The sequence below is a fragment of the Variovorax stachyos genome, from assembly GCF_051400855.1.
GTDB lineage: Bacteria > Pseudomonadota > Gammaproteobacteria > Burkholderiales > Burkholderiaceae_C > Variovorax.
Window position 1 is genome coordinate 1 of the sequence record NZ_JBLFFN010000009.1, and the last position, 23,927, is coordinate 23,927.

At 68.1% G+C, this 23,927-nt stretch carries 21 protein-coding genes and 1 pseudogene; 14 read left to right on the forward strand and 8 right to left on the reverse strand.

What is annotated here, in order from left to right; translation table 11 throughout:
* Positions 1–245 precede the first annotated feature (245 nt).
* Complete coding sequence (locus ACMGEZ_RS17425) at positions 246–863, forward strand: tyrosine-type recombinase/integrase (RefSeq protein ID WP_436823532.1); 618 nt, start codon at positions 246–248, stop codon at positions 861–863.
* A gap of 678 nt (positions 864–1,541) precedes the next feature.
* Here ACMGEZ_RS17425 and glmS read toward each other — a convergent pair.
* A complete protein-coding gene (gene glmS, locus ACMGEZ_RS17430; protein ID WP_436823533.1) occupies positions 1,542–3,422 on the reverse strand; it encodes a glutamine--fructose-6-phosphate transaminase (isomerizing) in 1,881 nt (626 codons plus the stop codon).
* Positions 3,423–3,556: 134 nt separating this feature from the next.
* On the opposite strand from glmS, the gene ACMGEZ_RS17435 reads away from it, so the two are divergent.
* Positions 3,557–4,069: an Lrp/AsnC family transcriptional regulator gene (locus tag ACMGEZ_RS17435; protein WP_436823534.1), complete on the forward strand. Its 513-nt coding sequence runs from the start codon at positions 3,557–3,559 to the stop codon at positions 4,067–4,069.
* Here the strand turns inward: ACMGEZ_RS17435 and glmU are convergent.
* The gene (gene glmU, locus ACMGEZ_RS17440; RefSeq protein WP_436823535.1) at positions 4,023–5,456 is read right to left on the reverse strand and encodes a bifunctional UDP-N-acetylglucosamine diphosphorylase/glucosamine-1-phosphate N-acetyltransferase GlmU; all 1,434 of its coding nucleotides are present in this window, start codon (positions 5,454–5,456) and stop codon (positions 4,023–4,025) included. The two genes, ACMGEZ_RS17435 and glmU, sit on opposite strands and share 47 nt — an antisense overlap.
* Between glmU and ACMGEZ_RS17445 the strand changes: the two genes are divergently transcribed.
* Positions 5,455–6,339: a DUF6279 family lipoprotein gene (locus ACMGEZ_RS17445; RefSeq protein ID WP_436823536.1), complete on the forward strand. Its 885-nt coding sequence runs from the start codon at positions 5,455–5,457 to the stop codon at positions 6,337–6,339. The two genes, glmU and ACMGEZ_RS17445, sit on opposite strands and share 2 nt — an antisense overlap.
* Before the next feature lie 66 nt (positions 6,340–6,405).
* Positions 6,406–7,338: a hypothetical protein gene (locus ACMGEZ_RS17450; RefSeq protein ID WP_436823537.1), complete on the forward strand. Its 933-nt coding sequence runs from the start codon at positions 6,406–6,408 to the stop codon at positions 7,336–7,338.
* Here ACMGEZ_RS17450 and ACMGEZ_RS17455 read toward each other — a convergent pair.
* Positions 7,323–8,627 (reverse strand): polysaccharide biosynthesis protein, encoded by a 1,305-nt coding sequence (locus ACMGEZ_RS17455; protein WP_436823538.1) that lies wholly within the window; start codon positions 8,625–8,627, stop codon positions 7,323–7,325. The two genes, ACMGEZ_RS17450 and ACMGEZ_RS17455, sit on opposite strands and share 16 nt — an antisense overlap.
* Positions 8,628–8,803: 176 nt before the next feature.
* Entirely contained in the window at positions 8,804–9,571 is a 768-nt protein-coding gene (locus ACMGEZ_RS17460) for a Crp/Fnr family transcriptional regulator (RefSeq protein WP_436823539.1), read from the reverse strand.
* A 92-nt stretch (positions 9,572–9,663) separates the two neighbouring features.
* On the opposite strand from ACMGEZ_RS17460, the gene ACMGEZ_RS17465 reads away from it, so the two are divergent.
* Positions 9,664–10,053 carry a BLUF domain-containing protein gene (locus tag ACMGEZ_RS17465; protein WP_436823540.1) on the forward strand — a complete coding sequence of 130 codons (390 nt, stop codon included), beginning with the start codon at positions 9,664–9,666 and terminating at the stop codon, positions 10,051–10,053.
* A gap of 14 nt (positions 10,054–10,067) precedes the next feature.
* Here ACMGEZ_RS17465 and ACMGEZ_RS17470 read toward each other — a convergent pair whose 3' ends face one another.
* Entirely contained in the window at positions 10,068–10,403 is a 336-nt protein-coding gene (locus ACMGEZ_RS17470; protein ID WP_436823541.1) for a DUF2917 domain-containing protein, read from the reverse strand.
* A 150-nt stretch (positions 10,404–10,553) separates the two neighbouring features.
* On the opposite strand from ACMGEZ_RS17470, the gene ACMGEZ_RS17475 reads away from it, so the two are divergent.
* Positions 10,554–11,537, forward strand: coding sequence for a LysR substrate-binding domain-containing protein (locus tag ACMGEZ_RS17475; RefSeq protein ID WP_436823542.1), 984 nt, complete (start codon positions 10,554–10,556; stop codon positions 11,535–11,537).
* A gap of 22 nt (positions 11,538–11,559) precedes the next feature.
* Here the strand turns inward: ACMGEZ_RS17475 and ACMGEZ_RS17480 are convergent, their stop codons facing one another.
* A complete protein-coding gene (locus ACMGEZ_RS17480) occupies positions 11,560–12,177 on the reverse strand; it encodes a 5-formyltetrahydrofolate cyclo-ligase (RefSeq protein WP_436823543.1) in 618 nt (205 codons plus the stop codon).
* Positions 12,178–12,186: 9 nt separating this feature from the next.
* On the opposite strand from ACMGEZ_RS17480, the gene ACMGEZ_RS17485 reads away from it, so the two are divergent.
* The 7 genes from ACMGEZ_RS17485 (at position 12,187) to otsA (ending at position 21,060) form a co-directional block, all read left to right on the forward strand.
* A complete protein-coding gene (locus ACMGEZ_RS17485) occupies positions 12,187–14,208 on the forward strand; it encodes a lytic transglycosylase domain-containing protein (protein ID WP_436823544.1) in 2,022 nt (673 codons plus the stop codon).
* Entirely contained in the window at positions 14,208–14,777 is a 570-nt protein-coding gene (locus ACMGEZ_RS17490; protein ID WP_436823545.1) for an MgtC/SapB family protein, read from the forward strand. Before ACMGEZ_RS17485 ends, ACMGEZ_RS17490 begins: the two co-directional genes overlap by 1 nt.
* Positions 14,778–14,866: 89 nt before the next feature.
* Entirely contained in the window at positions 14,867–15,550 is a 684-nt protein-coding gene (locus tag ACMGEZ_RS17495) for a glutathione S-transferase family protein (RefSeq protein WP_436823546.1), read from the forward strand.
* A 32-nt stretch (positions 15,551–15,582) separates the two neighbouring features.
* On the forward strand, positions 15,583–16,839 hold the full coding sequence (locus tag ACMGEZ_RS17500) for a multifunctional CCA addition/repair protein (protein WP_436823547.1): 1,257 nt from the start codon (positions 15,583–15,585) through the stop codon (positions 16,837–16,839).
* A gap of 120 nt (positions 16,840–16,959) precedes the next feature.
* Complete coding sequence (gene otsB, locus ACMGEZ_RS17505; protein ID WP_436823548.1) at positions 16,960–17,721, forward strand: trehalose-phosphatase; 762 nt, start codon at positions 16,960–16,962, stop codon at positions 17,719–17,721.
* Entirely contained in the window at positions 17,718–19,661 is a 1,944-nt protein-coding gene (locus ACMGEZ_RS17510) for a glycoside hydrolase family 15 protein (protein WP_436823549.1), read from the forward strand. Before otsB ends, ACMGEZ_RS17510 begins: the two co-directional genes overlap by 4 nt.
* 13 nt (positions 19,662–19,674) lie before the next feature.
* On the forward strand, positions 19,675–21,060 hold the full coding sequence (otsA, locus tag ACMGEZ_RS17515; RefSeq protein WP_436823550.1) for an alpha,alpha-trehalose-phosphate synthase (UDP-forming): 1,386 nt from the start codon (positions 19,675–19,677) through the stop codon (positions 21,058–21,060).
* On the opposite strand, the gene ACMGEZ_RS17520 is transcribed toward otsA, so the two are convergent.
* Positions 21,057–21,374, reverse strand: a complete 318-nt coding sequence (locus ACMGEZ_RS17520; protein WP_436823551.1) for a hypothetical protein — start codon at positions 21,372–21,374, stop codon at positions 21,057–21,059. The genes otsA and ACMGEZ_RS17520 overlap by 4 nt on opposite strands.
* A gap of 175 nt (positions 21,375–21,549) precedes the next feature.
* Here ACMGEZ_RS17520 and ACMGEZ_RS17525 point away from each other — a divergent pair.
* Positions 21,550–22,980: pseudogene (locus ACMGEZ_RS17525) on the forward strand (aminotransferase-like domain-containing protein); the annotation flags it as partial.
* Between the two features lie 4 nt (positions 22,981–22,984).
* Here ACMGEZ_RS17525 and ACMGEZ_RS17530 read toward each other — a convergent pair.
* On the reverse strand, positions 22,985–23,881 hold the full coding sequence (locus ACMGEZ_RS17530; RefSeq protein ID WP_436823703.1) for a LysR family transcriptional regulator: 897 nt from the start codon (positions 23,879–23,881) through the stop codon (positions 22,985–22,987).
* Positions 23,882–23,927 lie beyond the last annotated feature (46 nt).

Here is a 23,927-nt window from a genome sequence, read left to right on the forward strand (position 1 = left end):
GGCGCCGATGACGACCACAAGGCCGAGTGGCCGGCATACTCGCAAGTCAAAAGCCGTTTGCACACAACCTCGGCCGAAGGCAGTCTATCCGCTGATCGGTCGACCAGGCGGCGCGGCCCTTGGAAGGCACGAGGCCTCGCTGCTCCATAGCATCCAAACAGTTCATGGCTCCAGTGGGCAGCCGCGGGTGGCTGCGGCCTCGTTGGAGGGATGGTCAGCGCCGTCCTTTTGAGAAGGAGTGCATCATGGAATCGCACATCAGTACCAGTGGGCCATGGAACAAAGGAAAGCTGATTGGCCAGAAGGCCCCGCTCAAAGCGAAGGAAGTTTGGTCCATACGTACGCACTTGCAGATGGCGAAGCGCATTCGGGACCTTGCATTGTTTAATCTAGGGTTCGACAGCAAGCTGCGCGGCTGTGACCTCGTCGCTTTGCGCGTTCGGGACGTTTGCCACGGCGATCGGGTTTCCAATCGTGCGATGGTCATGCAGCGGAAGACCCAAAGACCGGTTCAGTTCGAGATCACGCAGACGACCAGGGAATCCGTCGAGGCATGGATCCAGCGCGCTCACTTGCGATCCGATGACTTCATCTTTCCTAGCCGAGTAGGCGCATCACCGCATATCGGCACGCGGCAGTACGCCAGGATCGTGCATGGGTGGGTTGAAGGCATTGGCCTGGACCCGTCTGCCTATGGGACGCACTCGATGCGCCGCACGAAGGCGTCCATGATCTACAAGAAGACGAAGAACTTGAGAGCAGTCCAGATCCTGTTGGGTCACAACAAGCTTGAAAGCACCGTGAGATACCTTGGCATCGAAGTTGACGACGCCTTAGACATCGCGGAACAGCTGGACGTGTAAGTTCAGTGGCGGCGGCGCGCGGCGCGCCGCCCATCAACAGGGCCTCGGCCGTAGGATCGGACGGTAAATGGCGCTAGGAAGACGCCCCCTGAACGGCTGCTGGGCGGCGTTTGCACGCCGACTGGTGACAGACCTTTTCATGGTTCCTAATCCGCCTGGCGGTTGACCCGGAGCTACATCCTTTCAGTGGACGACTTCCCCGGTGCTCGCAGGATTGACCTGGTATTCGAAGCCTGCCTAGGGGAACTTCGAGGCCTATCTCCGCCAGCCGTCGGCATCCGCGTCACGAGCGGCTGTTCATGCGCCCCGGCATGACCGACAGCAATCAGTCTAAAACGGTTGTAGCGGTTGCCTGCGGGCGACCGACGGAATTCTGTTGCATGAGAACAGCAAGAGCGCGGCCTCAGTCCGCAGTTCGCCGTGGCTCGCGTCTCCTCGCGTGAACGGGTCCGGGCTTCAGCCGCCCTGGACGCCGCGCGGCACCCACCCGAATGCGCCCCGCATCCATCCTGCTGCCAGAGGGCATCCCAGACGCAGAACGGATGTACTTCCGCAAACGTTTGGGCTCGCGACCAGCCCTATGCGAATCGGGTTCTATTCGAACGAGAAACTCAAGAATCTCTGCGTAAGAAGCGTCTTCTATTCAAACGATCCACATGACAGCGTCACCCCGCCCAATCACTCCACCGTCACGCTCTTCGCCAGATTGCGCGGCTTGTCCACATCCGTCCCCCGCGCACACGCGGTGTGATACGCCAGCAACTGCAGCGGCACCACGTGCAGCATCGGCGACAGCGTCCCGTAGTGCTCGGGCATCCGGATCACGTGCAGGTCCTCGCCGCGCTCGATGTGCGTGTCACCGTCGGCCAGCACGTAGAGCACGCCGCCGCGCGCGCGCACTTCCTGCAGGTTGCTCTTGAGCTTTTCCAGCAGCGCATCGTTGGGCGCCACGGCCACGACCGGCATCTCGCTCGTGACCAGCGCGAGCGGCCCATGCTTGAGCTCGCCGGCGGCGTAGGCCTCGGCATGGATGTAGGTGACTTCCTTGAGCTTGAGCGCACCCTCCAGCGCGATCGGGTAGTGCAGGCCGCGGCCCAGGAAGAGCGCGTTTTCCTTGCGCGCGAAGTCCTCGGCCCAACCCATGATCTGCGGCTCCAGCGCCAGCACGGACTGCAGCGCAACCGGCAGGTGCCGCATCTCCTTGAGGTAGCGCGCTTCGTCCGCTTCGCTCAGGCGCTCCTTGGACTGGGCCAGAGCCAGCGTGAGCAGGAACAGGCCCGCGAGCTGCGTGGTGAAGGCCTTGGTGGAAGCCACGCCGATCTCGACGCCGGCGCGCGTGATGTAGGCCAGCTTGCATTCGCGCACCATCGCGCTGGTCGCGACGTTGCAGATGGTCAGCGTCTGCTCCATGCCCAATGAACGCGCATGCTTGAGCGCGGCCAGCGTGTCGGCGGTTTCGCCCGACTGGCTGATGGTCACGACCAGGGTCTTCGGATCGGGCACGGAGTCGCGGTAGCGGTACTCGCTCGCGATCTCGACCTGGGTCGGGATCTTCGCGATGCTCTCGAGCCAGTACTTGGCGGTGCAACCGCTGTAGTAGCTGGTGCCGCAGGCCAGGATGAGCACCTTGTCGATTTCCTTGAACACGCGCCAGGCCGCAGCGCCCGGCGTGCCGTCCTGGCCCACGCCGTCGAAGAGCTCGGGCACGATGCCCTCGATGCCCTCCAGCGTGTCGGCGATGGCACGCGGCTGCTCGAAGATCTCCTTCTGCATGTAGTGACGGTACGGGCCCAGTTCGGCGGCGCCGCTGTGGGCGAGCACGGTGCGCACCCGCCGGGTCACGGGCTTGTGGGCGCGATCGACGATCCAGTAGCGGCCGGGCTGGATGTCGACCAGGTCGCCCTCTTCGAGGTAGACGATCTGGTCGGTGACACCCGCCAGCGCCATCGCGTCGCTTGCGAGAAAGTTCTCGCCGCCTTCCTGGCCGACGCCGAGGATCAGCGGCGAGCCGGCACGCGCGCCCACGACCCGGTGCGGCTCGTCGCGGCAGATCGCCGCAATCGCGTAGGCGCCCTGCAGTTGCAGCACGCTGGCTCTCAGCGCCTCGAACAGGTCACCGTCGTAGTGGCTGTCGATCAGGTGGGCGATGACCTCGGTATCGGTCTGGCTCGCGAACACATAGCCCTTGGCCTGCAGCTTCGCGCGCAGCATCTCGTGGTTCTCGATGATGCCGTTGTGCACCAGCGCCACGCGGCTGGGACGGGCAGTCTCGGCGGCCTCCCCGGGCCCATGGCTGAAGTGCGGATGTGCGTTGTGCACCACCGGTGCGCCGTGGGTGGCCCAGCGCGTGTGGGCGATGCCCGTGCTGCCTTCGATGCGATCGTCGCGCACCTGCGCCAGGAGGTCGGCCACACGGGCGGTGGTGCGGGCACGCGCAAGGCCGCCCGCATGCACGGCCACGCCGCAGGAGTCGTAGCCGCGGTATTCGAGGCGCTGCAGCCCCTGGACGAGGATCGGAACGATGTTGCGGTCAGAGACGGCGCCGACGATGCCACACATGGAGAGCTCCTGAATTGGAAGTTCGAGGATGGTAGTCAGGGCGCTCTGAAATTTCTCTTCAAACTTGCGCCAATCAAGATTTTGAATTTCACCTTTTCCGAGCATGGCAATAAAATTTCACTAAACTTTGATACATGAAATCTATTGCCATCGATTCGATGGACTGGCAACTGCTCGATGCACTTCAGCAGGACTCGTCCCAGAGCAACCAGTCGCTGGCGGAGCGCTTCGGCCTTTCTGCGGCCACTTGCCTGCGGCGCGTTCGCCGGTTGCGCGAGGCGGGCTGGATCGTGCGCGAGGCCGCAGTCCTCGACCCCGAGCGGGTGGGTGCGCTGCTCACGGCGGTGATCGAGGTTTCGCTGGACCGCCAGGACGCCTCCGCCCTGGAGGCATTCGAGGTGCGGGTGGTCGCCGACGAAGCGGTGCAGCAGTGCTACCGCGTCTCGCCCGGCCCCGATTTCGTGCTGATCGCCACCGTGCGCGACATGCCCGGCTACCAGGCGCTTGCGCAGCGCCTCTTCACCACCGACGCCAATGTGCGCAACGTCAAGGCCTTCTTCAGCGTCAAGCGCGCGAAGTTCGATCCGCGCGTGCCCTTGCCTACTCCTTCGGGGTCTTCTGCGGTCGCTTCCAGTTCGCGAAGCTGACCTGCCGCCCCCGGGAGATGGTGAGCACGCCCGGCTCGGTGCTCTTCGTCACGGTCGAGCCGCCGCCCACCGTGCCGCCGGCGCCGATGGTGACCGGCGCCACCAGCACGCAGTTGCTGCCCACGTGGACGTCGTCGCCGATCACCGTGCGGTGCTTGTTGGCGCCGTCATAGTTGGCCGTGATGCTGCCGGCCCCGTAGTTGACGCGCGCGCCCACGCTGGCATCGCCCAGGTAGGCCAGGTGGTTGGCCTTGGCGCCGTCGGCCAGCGTGGAGTTCTTGACCTCGACGAAGTTGCCGATGTGCACCTCGGCACCCAGGCGGGCGCCGGGCCGCAGCCGCGCGAAAGGGCCGACCCGCGAGCCTCCGCCCACCGTCACGCCGGCTCTCTCGCCGTCGATGTGGGTAAAGGGATGGATCACCGCGCCGGTCTCGATGCGCGCATTGGCGATCACGCAGTTGGCCCCGACGCGCACGCCGGCGCCCAGCGAAACCGCACCCTCGAAGACGCAGTTGACGTCGATCTCGACGTCCGCCTCGCAGGCCAGGGTGCCGCGCACGTCGATGCGCGCCGGGTCGGCCAGCCGCACGCCCTGCGCCATCAGCGCATCGGCCTGGCGCCGCTGGTAGGCGCGCTCGAGCGCGGCCAGCTGGGCCGGCGTGTTGACGCCGGCGACCTCCAGCGGGTCGTCGATGCGGTGCGCCAGCACGGGCACGCCGTCGATGGTGGCGAAACCCACCACGTCGGTCAGGTAGTACTCGCCCTGGGCGTTCCTGTTGTCGAGCCGCGCCAGCCAGGGCTTGAGCAGTTGCGCCGGCACGGCCATCACGCCGCTGTAGATCTCGCGAATGGCGCGCTGCGCCTCGCTGGCGTCCTTCTCCTCCACGATCGCCTGCACCTCGCCTTCGCCTTCGGCGGCGGGCGCACGCACGATGCGCCCGTAGCCGGTCGGGTCCTCGACCCGGATGGTGAGCAGCGCGAGGCGGCGCCCGGCGCTCTGGGCGATCAGCGCGCGCAGGGTGGCGTCGCCGATCAAGGGCACGTCGCCCGAAAGCACCACCACCGTGCCGTCGTCGGGCAGGAGCGGCGCGGCTTGTTGCATCGCGTGGCCGGTGCCCAGTTGCGGCACCTGGCGTGCGAATTGCGGCAACCCGCCCGCCGCGCCGTCGCCGAGCGCGGCCTCGACATCGGTCGCACCATGGCCGGTGACCACCACGACCTTGCGAGCGCCGATGCGGGTGGCCGTGTCCACGACGTGCGCCACCAGCGCGCGACCGCCTAAACGATGCAACACTTTGGGCAGGCTGCTTTTCATGCGCGTGCCCTTGCCGGCCGCCATGATGACGACATCGACCGGTTCCCGGTTGTCCTGCGGAGTCTTGTTCATGCCACTTTCTCGAATACGTTGGGTCTGGCTGGCGCGAATTATCGGCGTGCTGCTCGCCGCCGCCACGCTGGCCGCCTGCAGCACCCTCAAGCTGGCCTACAACAACCTGCCGGAGCTGGGCTACTGGTGGCTGAACGGGTACCTCGACTTCGACAGCGCGCATACGCCGCGAGTGCGCGACGAGCTCGCCGAGCTGCTCGCCTGGCACCGCCGCCACGAGCTGCCCCGGCTGGTCGAGTTGGTGCGCCGGGCGCAGGCGCTGGCGCCGGAGGATGTGACGCCCGAGCAGGCCTGCGAGTTCGCCGATCAGATCCGCGATCGCCTGGTGGCGGTGGCGGTGCAGGCCGAGGGCCCCGGCACCGGCCTGGCGCTGAGCCTGGGCGAAGCCCAGCTGCAGCAACTGGAGCGCAAGTACGCGAAGAACAACGCCGAGTACCGCAAGGAATGGCTCGAACGCGGCCCGGCGCGCTGGCAGGAGAAGCGCTACGAGCGGCTCCTCGAGCGCTACGAGGACTTCTACGGCCGGCTCGAGCCGGCGCAGCGCGACATGCTGAAGCAGCAGGTGGCGCAGTCCGCCTTCGATCCGCATGCCTTCGACGCCCAGCGCCGCCGGAACCAGCAGGAGGTGCTGGGGCTGCTGCGCCGCTTCCAGGCCGAGCGGACGCCTCCGGCCGAAGCGCGCGCAGCCATCCATGCCTACGTGCTTCGCGTCGCCGACCCGCCGCCGGGACCGTGGCGCGATCGGCAGCAGGCGCTTCAGCAGGAGGGTTGCCGCAACCTGGCCGCCCTGCACAAGAGCACCAGCGCGGCCCAGCGTGAGCAGGCCGTCGGCCGGCTGCAGGCCTACGAGCGCGATCTGGTCGAATTGCTCGCCGCGCACTGAGCCGGTCGTCGCGCCCGCATGTAGAACACTTCTTTACACTCAGCCGCTACCGCTTCAACACGCTCCATGAACATCACGCTCTGCACGCTCTTCGAAAAAAACTACCACTTCGGCGTGGCGGCGCTGGCGAACTCGCTGATCGCGGCGGGCTACGAAGGCGAGCTGTGGGTGGGCTACCGCGGCGCCCTGCCCGGCTGGATCGTCGACGCGCCGGCCTTCGACCGCGCCACCGGCCGGCTGCAGGTCACGCCCGGGCTGACGCTGTGCATGCTGGAGCTCGACACGCCGCTGCACTTCACCTACTACAAGCCCACCTTCATCCGCGAGATGCTCGAAAAGCACGCTCCGCAGGCTGACATCTGCGCCTATATCGACCCGGATATCGTGGTGAAGTGCGACTGGCCGTCACTCGCAGGCTGGTTCACCGAAGACGGCATCTCGCTGGCAGAGGACGTCAACTGGTGCTTCCCGGCGCGGCATCCCAAGCGCCTGCTGTGGGCCCGCTTTTTCGCGCCGCACGGCGCCGCGCCGCGGCGCGGGCTGGACCGCTACTACAACGCCGGCTTCATCGCGGTCTCACGCGCGCACTTCGAGTTCCTGGACCTGTGGCGCCGGCTGTGCGACCTGGTGGTGGATTACAACGAGGGCGCCAAGCAGCTCAAGGCAGGCGGCTCGGCCGCGCTCTTCCATTCGACGGACCAGGATGCGCTGAACTTCGCGCTGACGGTGTGCGAAGCGCCCCTGAACACCGCGGGCCCCGAGGCGATGGACTTCGCGCCCGGCGGCTACTACCTCTCGCACGCCATCGGCTCGATCAAGCCCTGGCACGGCGGCTTCATCGGCCAGGCGCTGCGCGGGCGGCCGCCGTCGCTCGCGAGCAAATGGTACTGGCGCTATGCCAATGCGCCGATTCGCGTGTACTCCGATGGTGAGCTGCGCAAGAGCCAGCTGGCCTTGAAGATCGCGGCGGCGATCGGGCGGGTCTACAAGCGCGCCTGAGGATCGTCCGCTGGGGGTTTGTCCTTGCGCCACGCCAGCCAGCGCACCGCCAGCAGCGCGTACTGGTAGCCGAAGTTGGCCAGGCTGGTGGCAATGCCGAACCACAGCACCGAGCGCAGGTCGCTCACGCCCACCAGCCACAGGTACAGCACCTGGGTGATCAGCGTCACTGCAATGCTGTAGGTCTGACCCGCCGTCGCGCCGCGAACCGAGAGCGTGCGAAAGGCAAAGCCGGATGCATTCATCACGATGGATGCCAGGAAGACCATCCACACCAGCGGCGTCATGCTCTCGTACTGCTTGCCCAGCAGCAGGATCCAGTAGTGCGGAAAGGCGACGGAGGTCAGCAGCACGGCCGCGCCCATGGCGAAGTAGGCCAGATGGGCCTGCGCCACGATGGTGCCCAGGCGCGGGCCCATCGGCGCACGCGCGATCGCGGGGAACAGCAGCACGTTGGTCACGCGGTCCACCACCATCAGCACCATGGCGAGCCGGCCGAAGGCACCGACTTCGGCGAGCATGCTGGAAGTGCCGAACAGCGACACCAGGAACACGGTGATCACGCCCTGCACCTGGTAGAACACGCCCGGCAGCACCAGCGGCTTGGCGATGCGGAGGATTTCGCCATCCACCTTTTTCGAGTCGCCGGCGTCCAGGTCCGCGTCGGGCACCTGCTGCGTGCGGAAGGCCTTGCGATAGAGCAGCACGCTGACGAAGCTGGCGGCGGCGGTTGCAGCCACGATGCCGACCATCGACCAGGAGGTGATCGGCAAGAGCAGCACCGCGCCCACGAATGCGATGCGCACGCTGTGCGAGGCGAAGGCGATGCGGTTCAGGGTGTTGATCTGGCTGAGGATGAGCAGCACCGTGTTGGCGTAGTGCTCACGAAGCGTGAGCAGGACCACCGACACCATCAGCAGCGACGCGACCAGATAGGCGGCGCCGGACCAGCTGTGCTGCTGCGAGCTGTAGTACCAATAGGGCCCGACCAGCGCCAGTCCCAACGCCAGCAGCACCCAGCGCTTGCGGAAGACCTGGTGGCACACGCCCACCACCCAGGGCCGCTCGTTCGCGCGCTGCCCCACGATGGGCATGCAGCAGTGTGCCAACCCCAGGTCGGTCACCCCCAGGATCAGGGTCATGCAGGCCACCAGGAAGGTGTACGCCGCATACTGGTCCTTGGGCAGCACGTTGACGATGAGCAGGCCGGCGATGCCGCCGATGGCCACGCCGAAGGTTTCGACGCTGCCGACCATGGCGATCTGGCGCAGACGGGGCAGGAGCTTCACGGATGAGCGGGCGACGGTCAATGGAGTTGGCCGGCGGCTGCCGGTTCGAGGCTTCGTCCACGAAGCGGACAGGGCCTCTACGATACGCGATGGCGTTGTGGGGGCGGCGCCTGCGGCGTTGAAAGTGGGCGCGCCGGCGCGGAATGAACGACCACTGCGGATTCGTTCACACCTGCTCAGATCAGCGGCGTGGGCTGCAGCGGCCGGTCGAAGTAGTCGCCCAGGGTCTCCAGCGCATGCGGCTCGAGGATGCGCAGCCACCCCGCATCGAGCTTGTACAGCCGCAACTGCTGCAGCCGCCTCAAGGTCTTGTTGGTGTGCACCAGCGACAGGCCCAGCGCATCGGCGATGTGCTGCTGGTTGAAAGGGAACTGCACCCACCCGTCGCGCGCCATGCCGAGGCGCTCGGCGCGTCGGTAGAGATGCATCAGCAGCATCGCGACCCGCTCGGCCGCATTGCGGCGGCCGGCGGTCACGAGGTTGTCGTCCACGATCTTCTCCTCGCGCGCCGCCAGCCACGTGATGTGGTAGCCGAGCTTGGGCTGGGCATGGAACAGCTCCCACAAGCGGTCGCGGGCGAAGCAGCAGACCGTGACATCAGTCACCGCCTCGACACCGTGCGTGTGGCTTTCGGCGAACTCGTCCTGAAGCCCGACGAAGTCCCCCGGGAGCAGAAAGCCCAGGATCTGCCGGCGACCGTCGCTCAGTGTCTTGAAGCGGAAGGCCCAGCCGGAGTAGATCGTGTAGAGCAGGGGACTGGGGCGGTCCTCCTCGATCAGCGGCCGGCCGGCCTCGATGACGCGCGTGCCGGTACGGAACGATTCGATGAGGCGCAATTCCTCGATCGTGACGGGCAGGAAGGCGGGGTTGGAGCGCAGCAGGCAACGGTCGCAAGGGTTCTGACCTGTAGGCGGATGACTGAGCGCTGGATAGTCGAAAGTCACCTTCGGACTATAGGCGAGCGGTCTATGTCTTTTCACATTTCGCTCGCGGAGGGGCCCTCCTACACTGCGGGCGTCCTGAACCCGCTCAACGAATGACAGAACTCCACGAGATCCTCTATTGCAGCCTGCTGGCACCGGACCAGCCCACCGACGTGGTGGCCCAGATCGTGGCCGAGGCACGTGCGCGCAACGCGAAGGAGGGGATCACGGGCCTGCTGGTCTTCGACGGCATGCGCTTCTGCCAGCACTTCGAAGGTCCGCGCCGCAACGTGCTGCGCCTGATGGAGCGGCTCGAAACCGACTCCAGGCACGTGCAGATGCGGGTGGTGTATGAGGGCGAACTCTTGCAGCGCCGCTACCGCGCCTTCGACCTGGGCCTCGCCCAGGTCGAAGACAGCGAGGAAATCGCGGCCGTCCAGCAGTTCGACGGGCTGGAGGCGCTCGAGCGCTTTCTGGCGCTGCGCCCGCGGCTGGACATTTAGAACCGAGGACCGGATCAGGCCCGCTCGGACGAGGAAGCCAGGTCCCAGCTGTAGGTGGCGCCCTGGCCGTCCCACGGCTCCATCACGATGCGCTCGCCGGCCTCGACCCGCAGCGTTTCGCCCGGTGCCAGCACCAAGTCCTCGCTGCCCCATTGGTCGGTGGCGTCGCGCGTGACCCAGACACGCCCCTGCCGGATGCGCAGGATGCTCGCCCCGGATGCCTTGAGACTGGTCGCCTCGCCCGCGCCCAGCTGCCACGCACCGCGGCGAACAGCCGGCGGAACGGCGGCCGGACGGGTGGCCAGGGCCGGGGACGACGGGAACGTGGAGGTGGTGCAGGCGGCGGACATACGAGGCTCCTAGAAGAGGGGTTTCTCCGTCAGCGCAATGGCGCGCTTCGGGAATGAATGATCGGCCCTGGTTCGTTCGCGGTCCAATGAAAACGCGGTACCCTAATGATTCCGCTTTCGCATCAATGCGCGAACCTCGAAGTCATGTCCATGCAGCATTCCCAGACCCACCTGCGCTCCCGCCCCATCTCCGCAGGCCACCTGCGGGCCTTCGAGGCAGTCGCCCGCCACCTGAACTTTCGGGCGGCCGCCGAGGAGATGGCGCTGACCCAGTCCGCCGTCAGCCGGCAGATCCAATCGCTGGAGGAAGAGGTGGGCGTGGGCCTGTTCCTGCGCCATACGCGCGCCGTGGAGCTCACCAGCGCCGGCGCTCAACTGCTGCTGGCGGTGCAGCAGGCGTTGCCGCGCATCGACGGCGCGGTGCGCCAGATCCGGCAGAACGCGGGGCGCAAGAGCGTCTCGCTCACCACCTTCGCCTCCTTTGCCTCGATGTGGCTGATCCCGCGCCTGGAAGCCTTCCAGCGCGACAACCCCGAGATCGACATCCGCATCGACGCCAGCGATTCCGCGCTGGACCTGGACCTCGCGGACATCGACATCGCCCTGCGCTACGGCCCCGGCGAGAACATGCCGGCCGGCTCGATACGCCTGTTCGGCGAAAACCTCACGCCGGTGGCCAGCCCCTGGCTGATCAAGAGCAACCCGCCGATCAAGACGCCCGCCGACATCGCGCGCTTCGCCCTGATCGAGGCCGGCGACGCGCACCGCACGCACCTCGAATGGCTGACCTGGCGGCGCTGGTTCGAGGTGAACGACCTGCAACGCGCGCAACCCAAGCGCTGGCTCTACTTCAATTACGCATACCAGATGGTGCAGGCCGCCCTCACCGGCCAGGGCGTGGTGCTGGCGCGCAGCTCGCTGATCGCCGAGAGCCTGGCCAACGGCGACCTGGTGGAGGTGCTGCCGCAGCACCGCATGGATTCACCCATGGCCTACTGGCTGATCGTCGGCCCGCGCAGCGCGCACCGGCCGGAGATCCAGGCCTTTCGCGACTGGCTGGAGGCGCAGGCGGCCACCACGCGGGAGACCATCGGGGAAGTGCCGGACCCCGATACCGTGGATCAGTTGGACTGAATGGGGGCCGGGATCGGGAAATTCACCCTACCGGCCACACCACCCCGTTGTCGTTCAGGATGGCATCGAGCGGCAAGTCATGCGGCTCCGGCTCGAAGTCCTCGAGAAAGCCGTTGGTGAAGCCCAGCCCGACCGTGAAGGGCCGTGGCTCCAGCGCCGCCAGGGTCCGGTCGTAGAAGCCGCCGCCGTAACCGAGCCGGTAACCGCCGGCGCTGTAGCCGACGCAAGGCACGAAGAGCAGCGTGGGCACGATCAGCTCGGTGTCCTTGGGCTTCGGGATGCCGAAGGCGTCCTCTTCCATCGGGCAGCCGGGGTGCCAGGCGTGGAAGGTCAAGGTCTTGTGCACCTTGTTCATGACCGGCAGGCCGATGCGGCGGCGCTGCGGCTCCCCCTGCAACTCGCCGTCTTCCTTCCAGCGGTGCAGCGCGGGCAGCGGATCGAACTCGCCCTTGATCGGCCAATAGGCGCCGATCACCGTGTCGGGCCGGCCCACCAGCCAGATGCGCATCACGCGCTGCAGCAGGTCGGCGCGCGCCTGGCGGTCGGGCATGGCAAGCCGTTGCGCAACCAGTGCGGAACGCAGCTGTTGCTTGAGAAAGTTGGCAGTTGCCGAGGTGTCGGCACCCTTTGACTTGTCCATAATGCCCCGATGCAGTTCGTAAGCATTTTGTCACCTGTGCGCAGTCGTCCTCGCGCTCCCTTTCCCACCCTCCTTCTTTCGCTCGCAATCGCTGCCACGGCATGGCTGCAGCCGGCACGCGCACAGAACGGAAGCGACGACGTGATCGTCCAGATGAAACAGGCCGCTCAGCGCGGCGACAAGGCGCGCCTGTCCGCCCTGTTGCCGCAGGCCCGCGGCCACCTGCTCGAGCCGTGGGCGGCCTACTGGGAGCTCAAGGCGCGCCTCGGTGAAGCCAGCCCGTCGGAGGTGCAGGATTTCCTCTCGCGCTACGCTGGCACCTACCAGGAGGACCGCCTGCGCAACGACTGGCTCATCCTGCTCGGCCAGCGTCGCGACTGGGACGGCTTCGCCGCGCTGCACCCGGCCTACCGCATGAACGACGATGCCCAGGTGCGCTGCTACGCCGTGCTCGTCGACGCGCTGCGCTCCGGCACCCCGACCGCCGAACAGGCTGCCGAGGTGCGCCGCAACTGGCTGGGCCAGCGCGAGCTCGACGACGGCTGCCTGGCCGCGGCCGACCGCATGATCTCGGCACGCATGATGTCGCCCAACGACGCCTGGAAGAAGGCGCGGCTCTCGATCGAGACGAACCGCCCGCAGGCCGCGCGCGCCGCGGTGCTGCTGGCCTCGCCCGATGCAGTCCCGCACTTCGACGAGCTCAACGCGAGCATGGCGAAGTTCCTGGCCGGCCGCGGCGTCGCCCCCGGCAAGGCGCGGCGCGAGCTCGTGGTGCTCGCGCTGATCAAGATGACCATCGCCGACCCCGACATGGCGGCCTCGCAGCTCGAAGGCAAGTGGAGCGTGATGCTCTCGCCCGAGGAACGCAATTGGGTGTGGGGCGCGATCGGCCGCCAGTACGCAGCGAAGCTCTCCCCTGCCGCCGGCGGTGCCTTCACCAACGTCACGAAGAACGCCGACCTGTCCGACGACATGCTCGCCTGGAAGGCCCGCGCCGCCCTGCGCAGCGGCAACTGGAAGGAAGTGCGCGCTGCAATTGCAGGCATGAGCGAATCGACCCAGGAAGACCCGACCTGGGTGTACTGGAAGGCGCGCGCCCTGCAGGCGCAGGGTGGCGACGACCGCCGGGCCGAGGCGCGCACGCTGTACGAGAGCATTGCCGGCACCCGCGGCTTCTACGAGCTGCTGGCGCTCGAGGAACTGGGCCAGCGCGCCAGCGTGCCGACCCGCCCCGCACCGCTCACGCCCGAGGAGAAGGCGGCAGCGCGCAGCAACCCCGCGCTCGCCCGTGCGCTCTACGCGATCGAGATCGGCCTTCGTCCCGAAGGCGTGCGCGAGTGGAACTACGCGACCAACCTGCACGACAAGGGCGGCATGGGCGACCGCGAACTGCTCGCCGCCGCCGACCTCGCCTGCCAGCGCGAAATCTGGGACCGCTGCATCAACACCAGCGAGCGCACCAAGGGCATGATCGACGTCGAGCAGCGCTATCCCATGCCCTTCCGCGAAACAGTCACCGCCAAGAGCGCGGAGATCGGCCTCGACCCGGCCTACGTCTACGGCCTGATCCGCCAGGAGAGCCGCTTCATCATGGACGCGCGCTCCGGCGTCGGCGCCTCCGGCCTGATGCAGGTGATGCCCGCCACCGCGCGCTGGACCGCCCGCAAGATCGGCCTCTCCGGCTTCACGCCCGGCCAGATCAACGACCGCGACACCAACATCACCATCGGCACCAACTACCTCAAGCTCGCGCTCGACGACTTCGACGGATCCATGGCATTGGCCGCCGCCGCCTACAACGCCGGTCCGGGCCGGCCGCGCAACTGGCGCAACGGCCCGGTGATGGAGGCCGCGATCTGGGCCGAGAACGTGCCCTTCAACGAAACCCGCGACTACGTCAAGAAGGTGCTGGCCAACACCACCAACTACGCGGCCCTGATCACCGGCCGGCCGCAATCGCTCAAGGAACGCCTCGGCACCGTGGGCCCGCGCGACGCCGCCGAGCCCGAGCCCAACAAGGACCTGCCCTGATGGCTTGGTGGGACGACGTCGCAGCCACGGTCGCGGCCGAGTTCTCGGACGTGGGCGAGGTCGCCCAGCTCACCCGCATCATGGTGCGCCTGGTGCTTGCCTCGGTGCTGGGCTTCGCGCTCGGCTTCGAGCGCGAGCAGCAGGGCAAGGCGGCTGGCGTGCGCACCCACATGCTGGTGGCCATCGGCTCGGCGCTGTTCGTGCTCGTCCCGCAGCAGGCCGGCATCGAGCCGGCCGACATGAGCCGCGTGATCCAGGGCCTGGTGGCCGGCGTCGGCTTCCTCTGTGCCGGCACCATCCTCAAGCAGGGCCGCGACGAGCAGCATGTGCAGGGCCTCACCACCGCCGCCGGCCTCTGGATGACGGCTGCGATCGGCATGGCCTGCGGCCTCGGCCGCGAGGTGACGGCGGTGCTCAGTGCCCTGCTGGCGCTGGCTGTGCTCTCGCTGGTGCCGCATGTGGTGAAGGCCGTAGAACGCGTGGTCGGACCGCCATCGAACGGCAACGGCAAGCGCGTGATCCTCCCGCCGGGCAGCGATGTCGACGGCGACGACACGAACAAGCGCTGAGCATCAATCCCGCGCGCCTTCGGCATCAATCGCGCGGCGGCCGGGCGCTAGCATCGAAGGCTTTTCCTTCAAGACCCCCGGAGATCCCGATGCTCAAGCTCTATATCGGCAACAAGAATTACTCGTCCTGGTCGATGCGCCCCTGGGTGCTGATGAAGCAAGCCGGCATCGCCTTCGAGGAAGTGATGGTGCCCTTCGATTCCCTCGATGCCGACTCGCACTTCAAGAAGACGATCCAGGCCCTCAACCCGGCCGGCCGCGTGCCCGTGCTGGTCGACGGCGAAATCGTCGTCTACGACACGCTCGCGATCTGCGAGTACCTCGCCGAGAACCACCCCGACAAGGCCCTCTGGCCGCGCGACAAGGCCCGCCGCGCGCATGCGCGCAGCGTCTGCGCCGAGATGCATGCGGGCTTCACCGCGCTGCGCACCCACTGCGGCATGAACATCGAGGCCGACCTGCGCCTGCAGGGCAAGATCATCCTGCGCGACCAGCCGCAGGTGCGCGCCGACCTCGCGCGCATCGTGCAGATGTGGAGCGGCCTGCTGGAGGCGCACGGCGGCCCGATGCTGTTCGGCGAGTTCGGCATCGCGGATGCTTACTTCGCACCCGTCGGCGTACGCATCAAGACCTTCGGCCTGCCGGTGCCCGCCGTGATCGCGGCCTACATCGAGCGCGTGCAGCAATTGCCGGGCGTCAAGGCGTGGATCGACGAGGCGCTGGTCGAGAAGCGCTTCGTGGTCGTCGACGAGCCTTACCGCATCGAGAGCTGAGGGATACGGGCGCCGCGCCTAAACTGAGGCGCATGCAAACCTACCTCGTCGGCGGCGCCATCCGCGATGCCCTGCTGGGCCGGCCCGGCAGCGACCGCGACTGGGTCGTGGTCGGCGCCACGCCCGAGGAGATGGCCGCGCAAGGCTACCTGCCCGTCGGCCGCGATTTCCCCGTTTTTCTGCACCCCAAGACGCGCGAGGAATACGCGCTGGCCCGCATCGAGCGCAAGAGCGCGCCCGGCTACCGCGGCTTCATCGTCCATGCCTCGCCCGAAGTGACGCTGGAGCAGGACCTCGCGCGGCGCGACCTCACCATCAACGCCATCGCGCTGCCGTCCGCCAAGGCCGGCGCGGCGCTGGACCTCACGCACGTGGTCGATCCCTTCCACGGCCGTCGCGACCTGCAGGACAAGGTGCTGCGCCATGTGACCGATGCCTTCCGCGAGGACCCGGTGCGCATCCTGCGCGTCGCGCGCTTCGCCGCCCGCTTCGCCGATTTCCGAGTCGCGCCCGAAACCATGGCGCTGATGCGCGGGATGGTCGACGCCGGCGAGGTCGACGCGCTGGTGCCCGAGCGCGTCTGGCAGGAGCTCGCGCGCGGCCTGATGGAAGCCAGGCCCTCGCGCATGTTCGAGCTGCTGCGCGAATGCGGGGCGCTCGCCGTCTTGCTGCCCGAGGTGGATCGGCTCTGGGGAGTGCCCCAGCCCGAGGCTCATCATCCCGAAGTCGACACCGGCCGGCACCTGATGCTGGTGCTGGACATGGCGGCCCGCCTCGATGCGCCGCTCCCGGTGCGCTTCGCCTGCCTGGTGCACGACCTCGGCAAGGGCACCACGCCGGCCGAGGTGCTGCCGCGCCACATCGGCCACGAACAGCGCAGCGTCGACCTGCTGCGCGCGGTCTGCGAGCGCTGGCGCGTTCCGGTTGAGCTGCGCGAACTTGCCGAAGTGGTGGCGCGCGAGCACGGCAACATCCACCGCAGCGGCGAGTTCGGCGCGCAGGCGCTGGTGCGGCTGCTCGAGCGCTGCGACGCCTTCCGCAAGCCGGCGCGCTTCGAGCAGGCGCTGCTGGCTTGCGAATGCGATGCGCGCGGGCGACTGGGGATGGAAGACAGGCCCTACCCGCAGCGGCAACGCTTGCTTGCGGCGCTGGCGGCGGCGCGCTCGGTGGCAACCGCACCGATCGCCGCGCAGGCGCAGGCCGAGGGCGCGGCTGGAACGAAGATCGCCGAAAGAATTGCCGGAGCGCGTGTGGCGGCCGTGGCCGAAACATTGGCGCCGCAGGACTGAAGGCCCAACAGGACTTGCGCGCACATCGGCACGTCGGCACATCGACGCGTTCGCCTTGTTTCAATTGAATTGGATTTTTGCCGACCCTCTTCGCCTGCCGAGTCTGCTATGGTTTTCCCCATGCAGACGCCCCCCCGCCTCACCCACGACGCTGCGCTCTTCCTCGACTTCGACGGCACGCTGGTGGCGATCGCCGAGACCCCGGAGGCGATCGAAGTGCCCAGCGCACTGGTCCCCCTGCTCAGCGACCTGCACGACCTGCTGGGCGGCGCGCTGGCGGTGGTGTCCGGCCGGCAGATCGACGTGCTCGACCGCTTCCTCGCGCCGCTGCGCCTGCCGGCCGCCGGCGAGCACGGCGTGCAGCGCCGCGATGCCACAGGAGAGATGCAGGAGCAGCGCCCGCCCGATCTGACCGACGTACTGGACACCGCCAACGAGCTGGCCCGCGTCTACGAGGGCCTGCTGGTGGAGCGCAAGCACGCTGCGATCGCGCTGCACTACCGGCTTGCACCCCAGCTCGAGGCGGTGTGCCGGGATGCACTGCTGCGCACCATCACCGACCAGCCGCAGCTGGAACTGATGCACGGCAAGTTCGTGTTCGAGGTCAAGCCCGCCGGCATCAACAAGGGAATCGCGATCGACGCCTTCATGCAGGAGGCGCCGTTTGCCGGCCGCACGCCGGTCTTCGCCGGCGACGACACCACCGACGAGAGCGGCTTTGCCGTCGTGCAGCCGCGCGGCGGCGTGGCGATCAAGGTCGGGGCTGGGCCCAGCCTGGCGCTGCACCGGCTCGAATCCCCGCTCGCCGTGTTCGAATGGCTGGTCGAGGCGCGCAAACTGCTGGCCGACACGCGACCCGGCACCCAAGGAAAACCTGCATGACGAAAAACCTGCAAGAGGTCGAGACCACGGAGGAAGAACTGCAGCAGCGAAGCCGAGCCGGCGACTCCATCGCAGGCGCCGCAAGCGCCAGCGACAAGCCCGCCGCCCAGCCCGAAGCGGTGACCCGACCGGCTGCGCGTGGCGGCTTCGGCCCGCCGGCAGAGCCTTCCCTCAATCTCGGCGTGATCGGCAACTGCTCCTTCAGCGCGCTGATCGACGCGCGCGGCCGTGTGGTCTGGTGCTGCCTGCCGCGCTTCGATGGCGAGCCGGTGTTCAATGCACTGCTGCACACCGGCGAGGACGCAAGCGCCTGGGCCATCGAGATCGAGGACTTCGCCTCCAGCAAGCAGTGGTACGAGCCGAACACGGCCGTGCTGCGCACTCAGCTCTTCGACAGCGCCGGACAAGGCGTGGAGATCACGGACTTCGCACCGCGCTTCTACAGCCGCTCGCGCTACTTCCGGCCGCTCACCATCGTGCGCCGGGTGAAGCCCATCCAGGGCACGCCGCGCGTGCGCGTCTCGCTGGCGCCGCGCTTCCAGTGGGGCGGCACGCCGCCGCAGATCACGCGCGGCAGCAATCACATCCGCTACGTGGGCCCGGACTTCGCGCTGCGCCTCAACACCGACGCGCCGGTCTCCCACGTGCTCTCTATGCAACCCTTCGTGCTGTCGCGCGAGCACAACTTCGTGCTCGGCGCCGACGAGACGCTGATGGACGGCATCGCCGACACGGCGCGCCATTTCGAGCAGGAGACCATCGCCTACTGGCGCACCTGGAGCAAGCGGCTCGCGATCCCCTTCGAATGGCAGGACGCGGTGATCCGCGCCGCCATCACGCTCAAGCTGTCCCTCTACGAGGACACGGGCGCCATCGTGGCCGCCATGACCACCAGCATCCCCGAAGCGCCGGGCAGCCAGCGCAACTGGGACTACCGCTACTGCTGGCTGCGCGACGCCTTCTTCGTGGTTCGGGCGCTCAACAGCCTCTCCGAAGTCGGCACCATGGAGGACTACCTGCGCTGGCTGGCCAACGTGGTGATCGGCTCGCACGGCGAGCACATCCAGCCGCTGTACGGCATCGGCCTGGAACGCGAGCTGCCCGAGTCCTTCGTCGAGGGGCTGACCGGCTACCGCGGCATGGGCCCGGTGCGCGTGGGCAACCAGGCGCAGGAGCATTTCCAGCACGACGTCTACGGCAACATCGTGCTGGGCGCCTCGCAGGCCTTCCACGACCACCGGCTGCTCAGCCGCGGCGGCGTGGCCGAGTTCCCGCACCTGGAGGCGGTGGGCGAGCAGGCGATCCGGGTCTACGGCACGCCCGACGCCGGCATGTGGGAGCTGCGCACGCGTGCCCGCGTGCACACCAGCTCGGCGCTGATGAGCTGGGCCGCGTGCGACCGGCTGGCCAAGGTGGCGCGCGCCCTGGGCCTTTCCGAGCGCGCGGCCTACTGGCACGGCCATTCCTCGCGGATGCGAGAGGAGATCCTCGCCAAGTCCTGGTGCGAGGAGCGCCAGGCCTTCGCCGAGAGCTTCGGCGGCCACGAGCTCGATGCGAGCATCCTGCTGATGACCGAGGTCGGCCTGATCGACGCGCGCGACCCGCGCTTCATCTCCACGGTCGAGGCGATGGAGAAGTCGCTGTGCGACGGCCCCTACATGCGCCGCTATGAGGCGGCCGACGATTTCGGCAAGCCCGAAACCGCCTTCAACATCTGCACCTTCTGGCGCATCGACGCCCTCGCCAAGATCGGCCGCAAGGCCGAGGCGCGGCAGATCTTCGAAACCATGCTGGCGGCGCGCAACCCGCTGGGCCTGCTGTCGGAGGACACCCATCCGGTCACGGGCGAGATGTGGGGCAACTTCCCGCAGACCTACTCGATGGTGGGGATCATCAACGCGGCCGTGCGGCTGTCGGCACCCTGGGACTCCTGCATATGACCGTCACCAGCCCATGAGCCGGCTCGTCGTCCTTTCCAATCGCGTTGCCGATCCCCGCAAGCCCGCTGCCGGCGGATTGGCCGTTGCGCTCGGCGAGAGCCTGCAGCAGACCGGCGGGCTGTGGTTCGGCTGGAGCGGCAACATCGTCGAGGATGGCCCCACGGGCGAAGGCGAGCTGCGCATCCAGCAGGCCGGCAAGGTCACGCTCGCCACCATCGACCTGAGCCGCGAGGACCACGACAGCTACTACCTGGGTTACGCCAACGACGTGCTGTGGCCGGTGTTCCACGACCGGCTCGACTTGGCGAACTTCGACGCCGGCTTCATCGGCGGCTACCGGCGCGTGAACCAGCTGTTCGCGCGCAAGCTGCTGCCGATGCTGAAGAGCGACGACATCATCTGGATCCACGACTACCACCTGATCCCGCTGGCGGCCGAGCTGCGCGGCATGGGTTGCCGCCAGCGCATCGGCTTCTTCCTGCACATCCCGCTGCCGCCGCACATCATCATGGCCGCGATCCCGCAGCACGAATGGCTGATGCGCTCGCTCTTCGCGTACGACCTGATCGGCTTCCAGGCGCAGCAGGACGTGCAGCACTTCGAGCAGTACGTGCGCAACGAAGCCAACGGCGAGGCCCTGGGCCGCGACCTCTACCGCGCCTATGGCCAGACGGTGCGCTGCAGCGCCTTCCCGATCGGCATCGACGTCGACGAATTCGCCGCGCTCACCCACGCAAAGGAATCGCGCGACATGTTCGAGACGATGCGGCGCGAGTACTCCAGCCGGCGGCTGCTGCTGGGCATCGACCGGCTCGACTATTCCAAGGGCATCCCCAACCGCGTGCGCTCCTTCCGCGAGCTGCTGGCCAACTACCCCGAGAACCGCCGCAGCGCGACGCTGATCCAGATCGCCTCGCCCACCCGCGAGACGGTGGACGCCTACGCCGACATCCGGCGCGAGCTCGAGGCGCTGTGCGGCGCCATCAATGGCGACTACGGCGAGCTCGACTGGATGCCGGTGCGCTACATCCACCGCATGGTGGCGCGCAAGCGCGTGCCGGGCCTGTGCCGGGCCGCGGCGGTCGGGCTGGTGACGCCACTGCGCGACGGCATGAACCTCGTGGCCAAGGAATACATCGCGGCGCAGGACCCGGCCGACCCCGGCGTGCTGGTGCTGTCGCGCTTCGCCGGGGCCGCCGAGCAGTTGAGGGAAGCGCTGCTGGTCAATCCATACGACACCCACGGCACCGCCGAGACGGTGCAGCAGGCGCTGCAGATGCCGCTGGAGGAACGCCGGGAGCGCCACCAGAAGCTGCTGTCGCGCATCCGCGCGCAGGATGTGCACTGGTGGCGGCGCACCTTCCTCGACGCGCTGCGCGAGGCGGAGAGCGTGCGCTAGGCGAGCAGCAGCCGCAGCAGCCGCGTCACCGGCGAAGAGCGGAGCCCCGTGCCCGGCACCGGCTGCGGCAACCCGCAAACCCGCGCCGGTGCCAGCGCATCGACCTCGACCCAGCCCCCGCGTTCGGCGACATAGGCCTCGCCCTCCTCGAATTCGTTCTTGACGCTGAACGCGGTCTCGCCGAACCATGATGGCGGCGAGACGATCCGCACCCGGCCTTCCAGCACCATCAGCGCGGTGCCGGCATCGAGGGCCACCCGCAGCGACTGCCCGGGCAGGAGCCTCGTGGTGGAAGAGAAATCCGTGGAAATCATGGCGGGCCTCGGCGAGTGGTGGATGCTGAAATCGTAGGCAGCAAGCCGCTCGGAAAACAGGCACAGCCCGGGACGATCGAAGCCGGAACAGTCGCCCCCGCCCTGCATCTGTTATGGTGGTTTTCGCCGCTGTCTGCATCTGTTCCCGCCACGGTCCTTCCCGCAGCATCGCTCCATGGACTCCATCCCGCTCTACCGCCAGCTCGCCGCGCACTACCTCGACGCGATCCGCGCCGGCTCGCTCAAGGCGGGCGACAAGCTGCCCTCGCTGCGCCACCTGATGCGCCAGCACGGCATCAGCCTGTCGACCGCGCTTCAGCTGTGCCGCTCGATGGAAAGCGAAGGCTGGGTCGAGGCACGCGAGCGCTCGGGCTATTTCGTGCGCCGGCCGCTGCGCCTGGCGATGGCGCCGATGGACGAGCCCGCGGCCGACCGGGCGCCCGATCCGGCGCAGTACGTCGGCATCCACGCCAAGGTCTCGGAGTTCGTGGCGCGCCGCCGCCAGGTGATCGAGAAGCTCGACCTCTCCATCGCGCGCGGCGCGCCGGAGCTCTATCCCGCCGAGGCGCTGCGCAACGCCATGACGCGGCTGCTGCGGCAGCGTCCCGGCATGCTGGCGGTCGCCGCGCCGCTGAAGGGCCACCGCCCCTTCCGCGAAGTGCTCGCGCAGCGCAGCCTGCGCGTCGGCATGGCGATCTCGCCTGACGACATCCTGGTGACCAACGGCTGCATCGAAGCACTGAACCTCGCGCTGCGCGCCGTCGCGCAGCCGGGCGACACGGTCGCCGTGGAGTCACCCACCTTCTATGGCCTGCTGCAGGTGCTCGAGAGCCTGGGGCTGCAGGCGCTGGAGATCCCGACCAGCCCGCAGACGGGGCTCTCGATCGAGGCTTTGGACCTCGCCATCCGCACCTACGACAACATCAAGGCAGTGGTGGTGGTGCCGCACCTGCAGAACCCGCTCGGCAGCGTGATGCCCGACGCCCACAAGGCGCGGCTTGCGCAACTCTGCGAGCAGCATGCGATCCCGCTGATCGAGGACGACACCTACAGCGAGCTCATCGACGCGCCGGTGCCGCCACGCGCGCTCAAGTCCTTCGATGCATCAGGCAACGTGATCCACTGCGCCTCGCTGCACAAGATCCTCGCGCCCGGGCTGCGGCTGGGCTGGATGGCAGCCGGGCGCTGGCAGGCGCGGGTGGAGATGCTCAAGTTCGCGCAGACGCGCAACAACGAGGCGCTCGCGCAGGCCGCGGCCGGCGAATTCATGGCCACCGGCGGCTACGACCGCCACCTGCGCCATCTGCGCCAGTGCCTGAAGACGCAGCGCGAGCAGACCGCCGACACGATCGCCGGCTGCTTTCCGCCGGGCACGCGCATCAACCTGCCGCCGGGCGGCCTGCAGCTGTGGGTGGAGCTGCCGGAGCGCCTGTCATCCACACGGCTCTTCGACGCGGCTTTGGTCGAGCGCATCGTGGTGGCGCCCGGCACGCTGTTCTCGAACTCCTCGCGCTTCGACCACTACCTGCGCATCAACTGCGGTTGGCCCTATGGCGAGGCGGTCGATGCCGCGCTGCGGCGCCTGGGCGCCATCGCCACGGCGCTCGGCCCTAGCGCAGCAAGGGCGACAGCGTCTGCGCCAGCCAGTCGAGCATTGCCTGCACGCGCTGCGAGAGATTCCGCCGGTTCGGATAGAGCAGCGTCACCGGCATCGGCTCAGCCGTCGCCTGCGGCATGACCTCCTCCAGCAGCCCCTGGTCGATCAGCGCCTGCAGGCCCAGCGCCGGCGCCTGGATCAGGCCCAGGCCTGCGAGGCAGGCGGCTTCGTAGGCTTCGGAGCTGTTGACCGTGATCAGCCCGCCCATGGGCTGGAAGCGGTAGCGCTCCCCATCGTGGTACTCCCACCCGGCGGGCTGGCCGCCCAGCGTGGGCGAGTAGTGGACCAGGCGATGCCCCCCGAGGTCCTCCAGCGCGTGCGGCACGCCGTGGGCGCGCAGGTAGCCCGGGCTTGCGCAGTTGATCAGACGCAGCCGCCCCAGCGGACGCGCCACCAGCCCCGAATCGCGCAGCGGGCCGATGCGCAGCACGCAATCGAAGCCCTCGTGCACCGGGTCCACCAGCCGGTCGGTGGTGCTGAGCTCCAGCGCCAATTGCGGGTGCGCGGCAAAGAACTCGGGCAGCCGCGGGATCACGATGCGGCGCGCAAGGCCCACAGGCAAATCCACGCGCAGCCGCCCGCGCAGGGCGCTGGGCGCCTGCTGGAACATCGACTGGAGCTCCTCCGCGTCCGCCACCAGCTCCTTGGCGCGCTCGAGGAACTGCTCGCCGTCCTGCGTCAGGCGCACGCTGCGCGTGGTCCGGTGCAGCAGGCGCGTGCCGAGCTGCCCCTCGAGCTGCTGCACGGCGGTGGAGACCCGCGCCTTGGGATGGCCCAGCTGCTCGGCGGCGCGGGTGAAGCTGGCCAGTTCGGCCACCTTGGCGAAGATGCGGAGCGTGTCGAGGTCCATGACGAAGAGGCGCTTGCCGTTGACGATTGTTCTTCTCACCTGAACA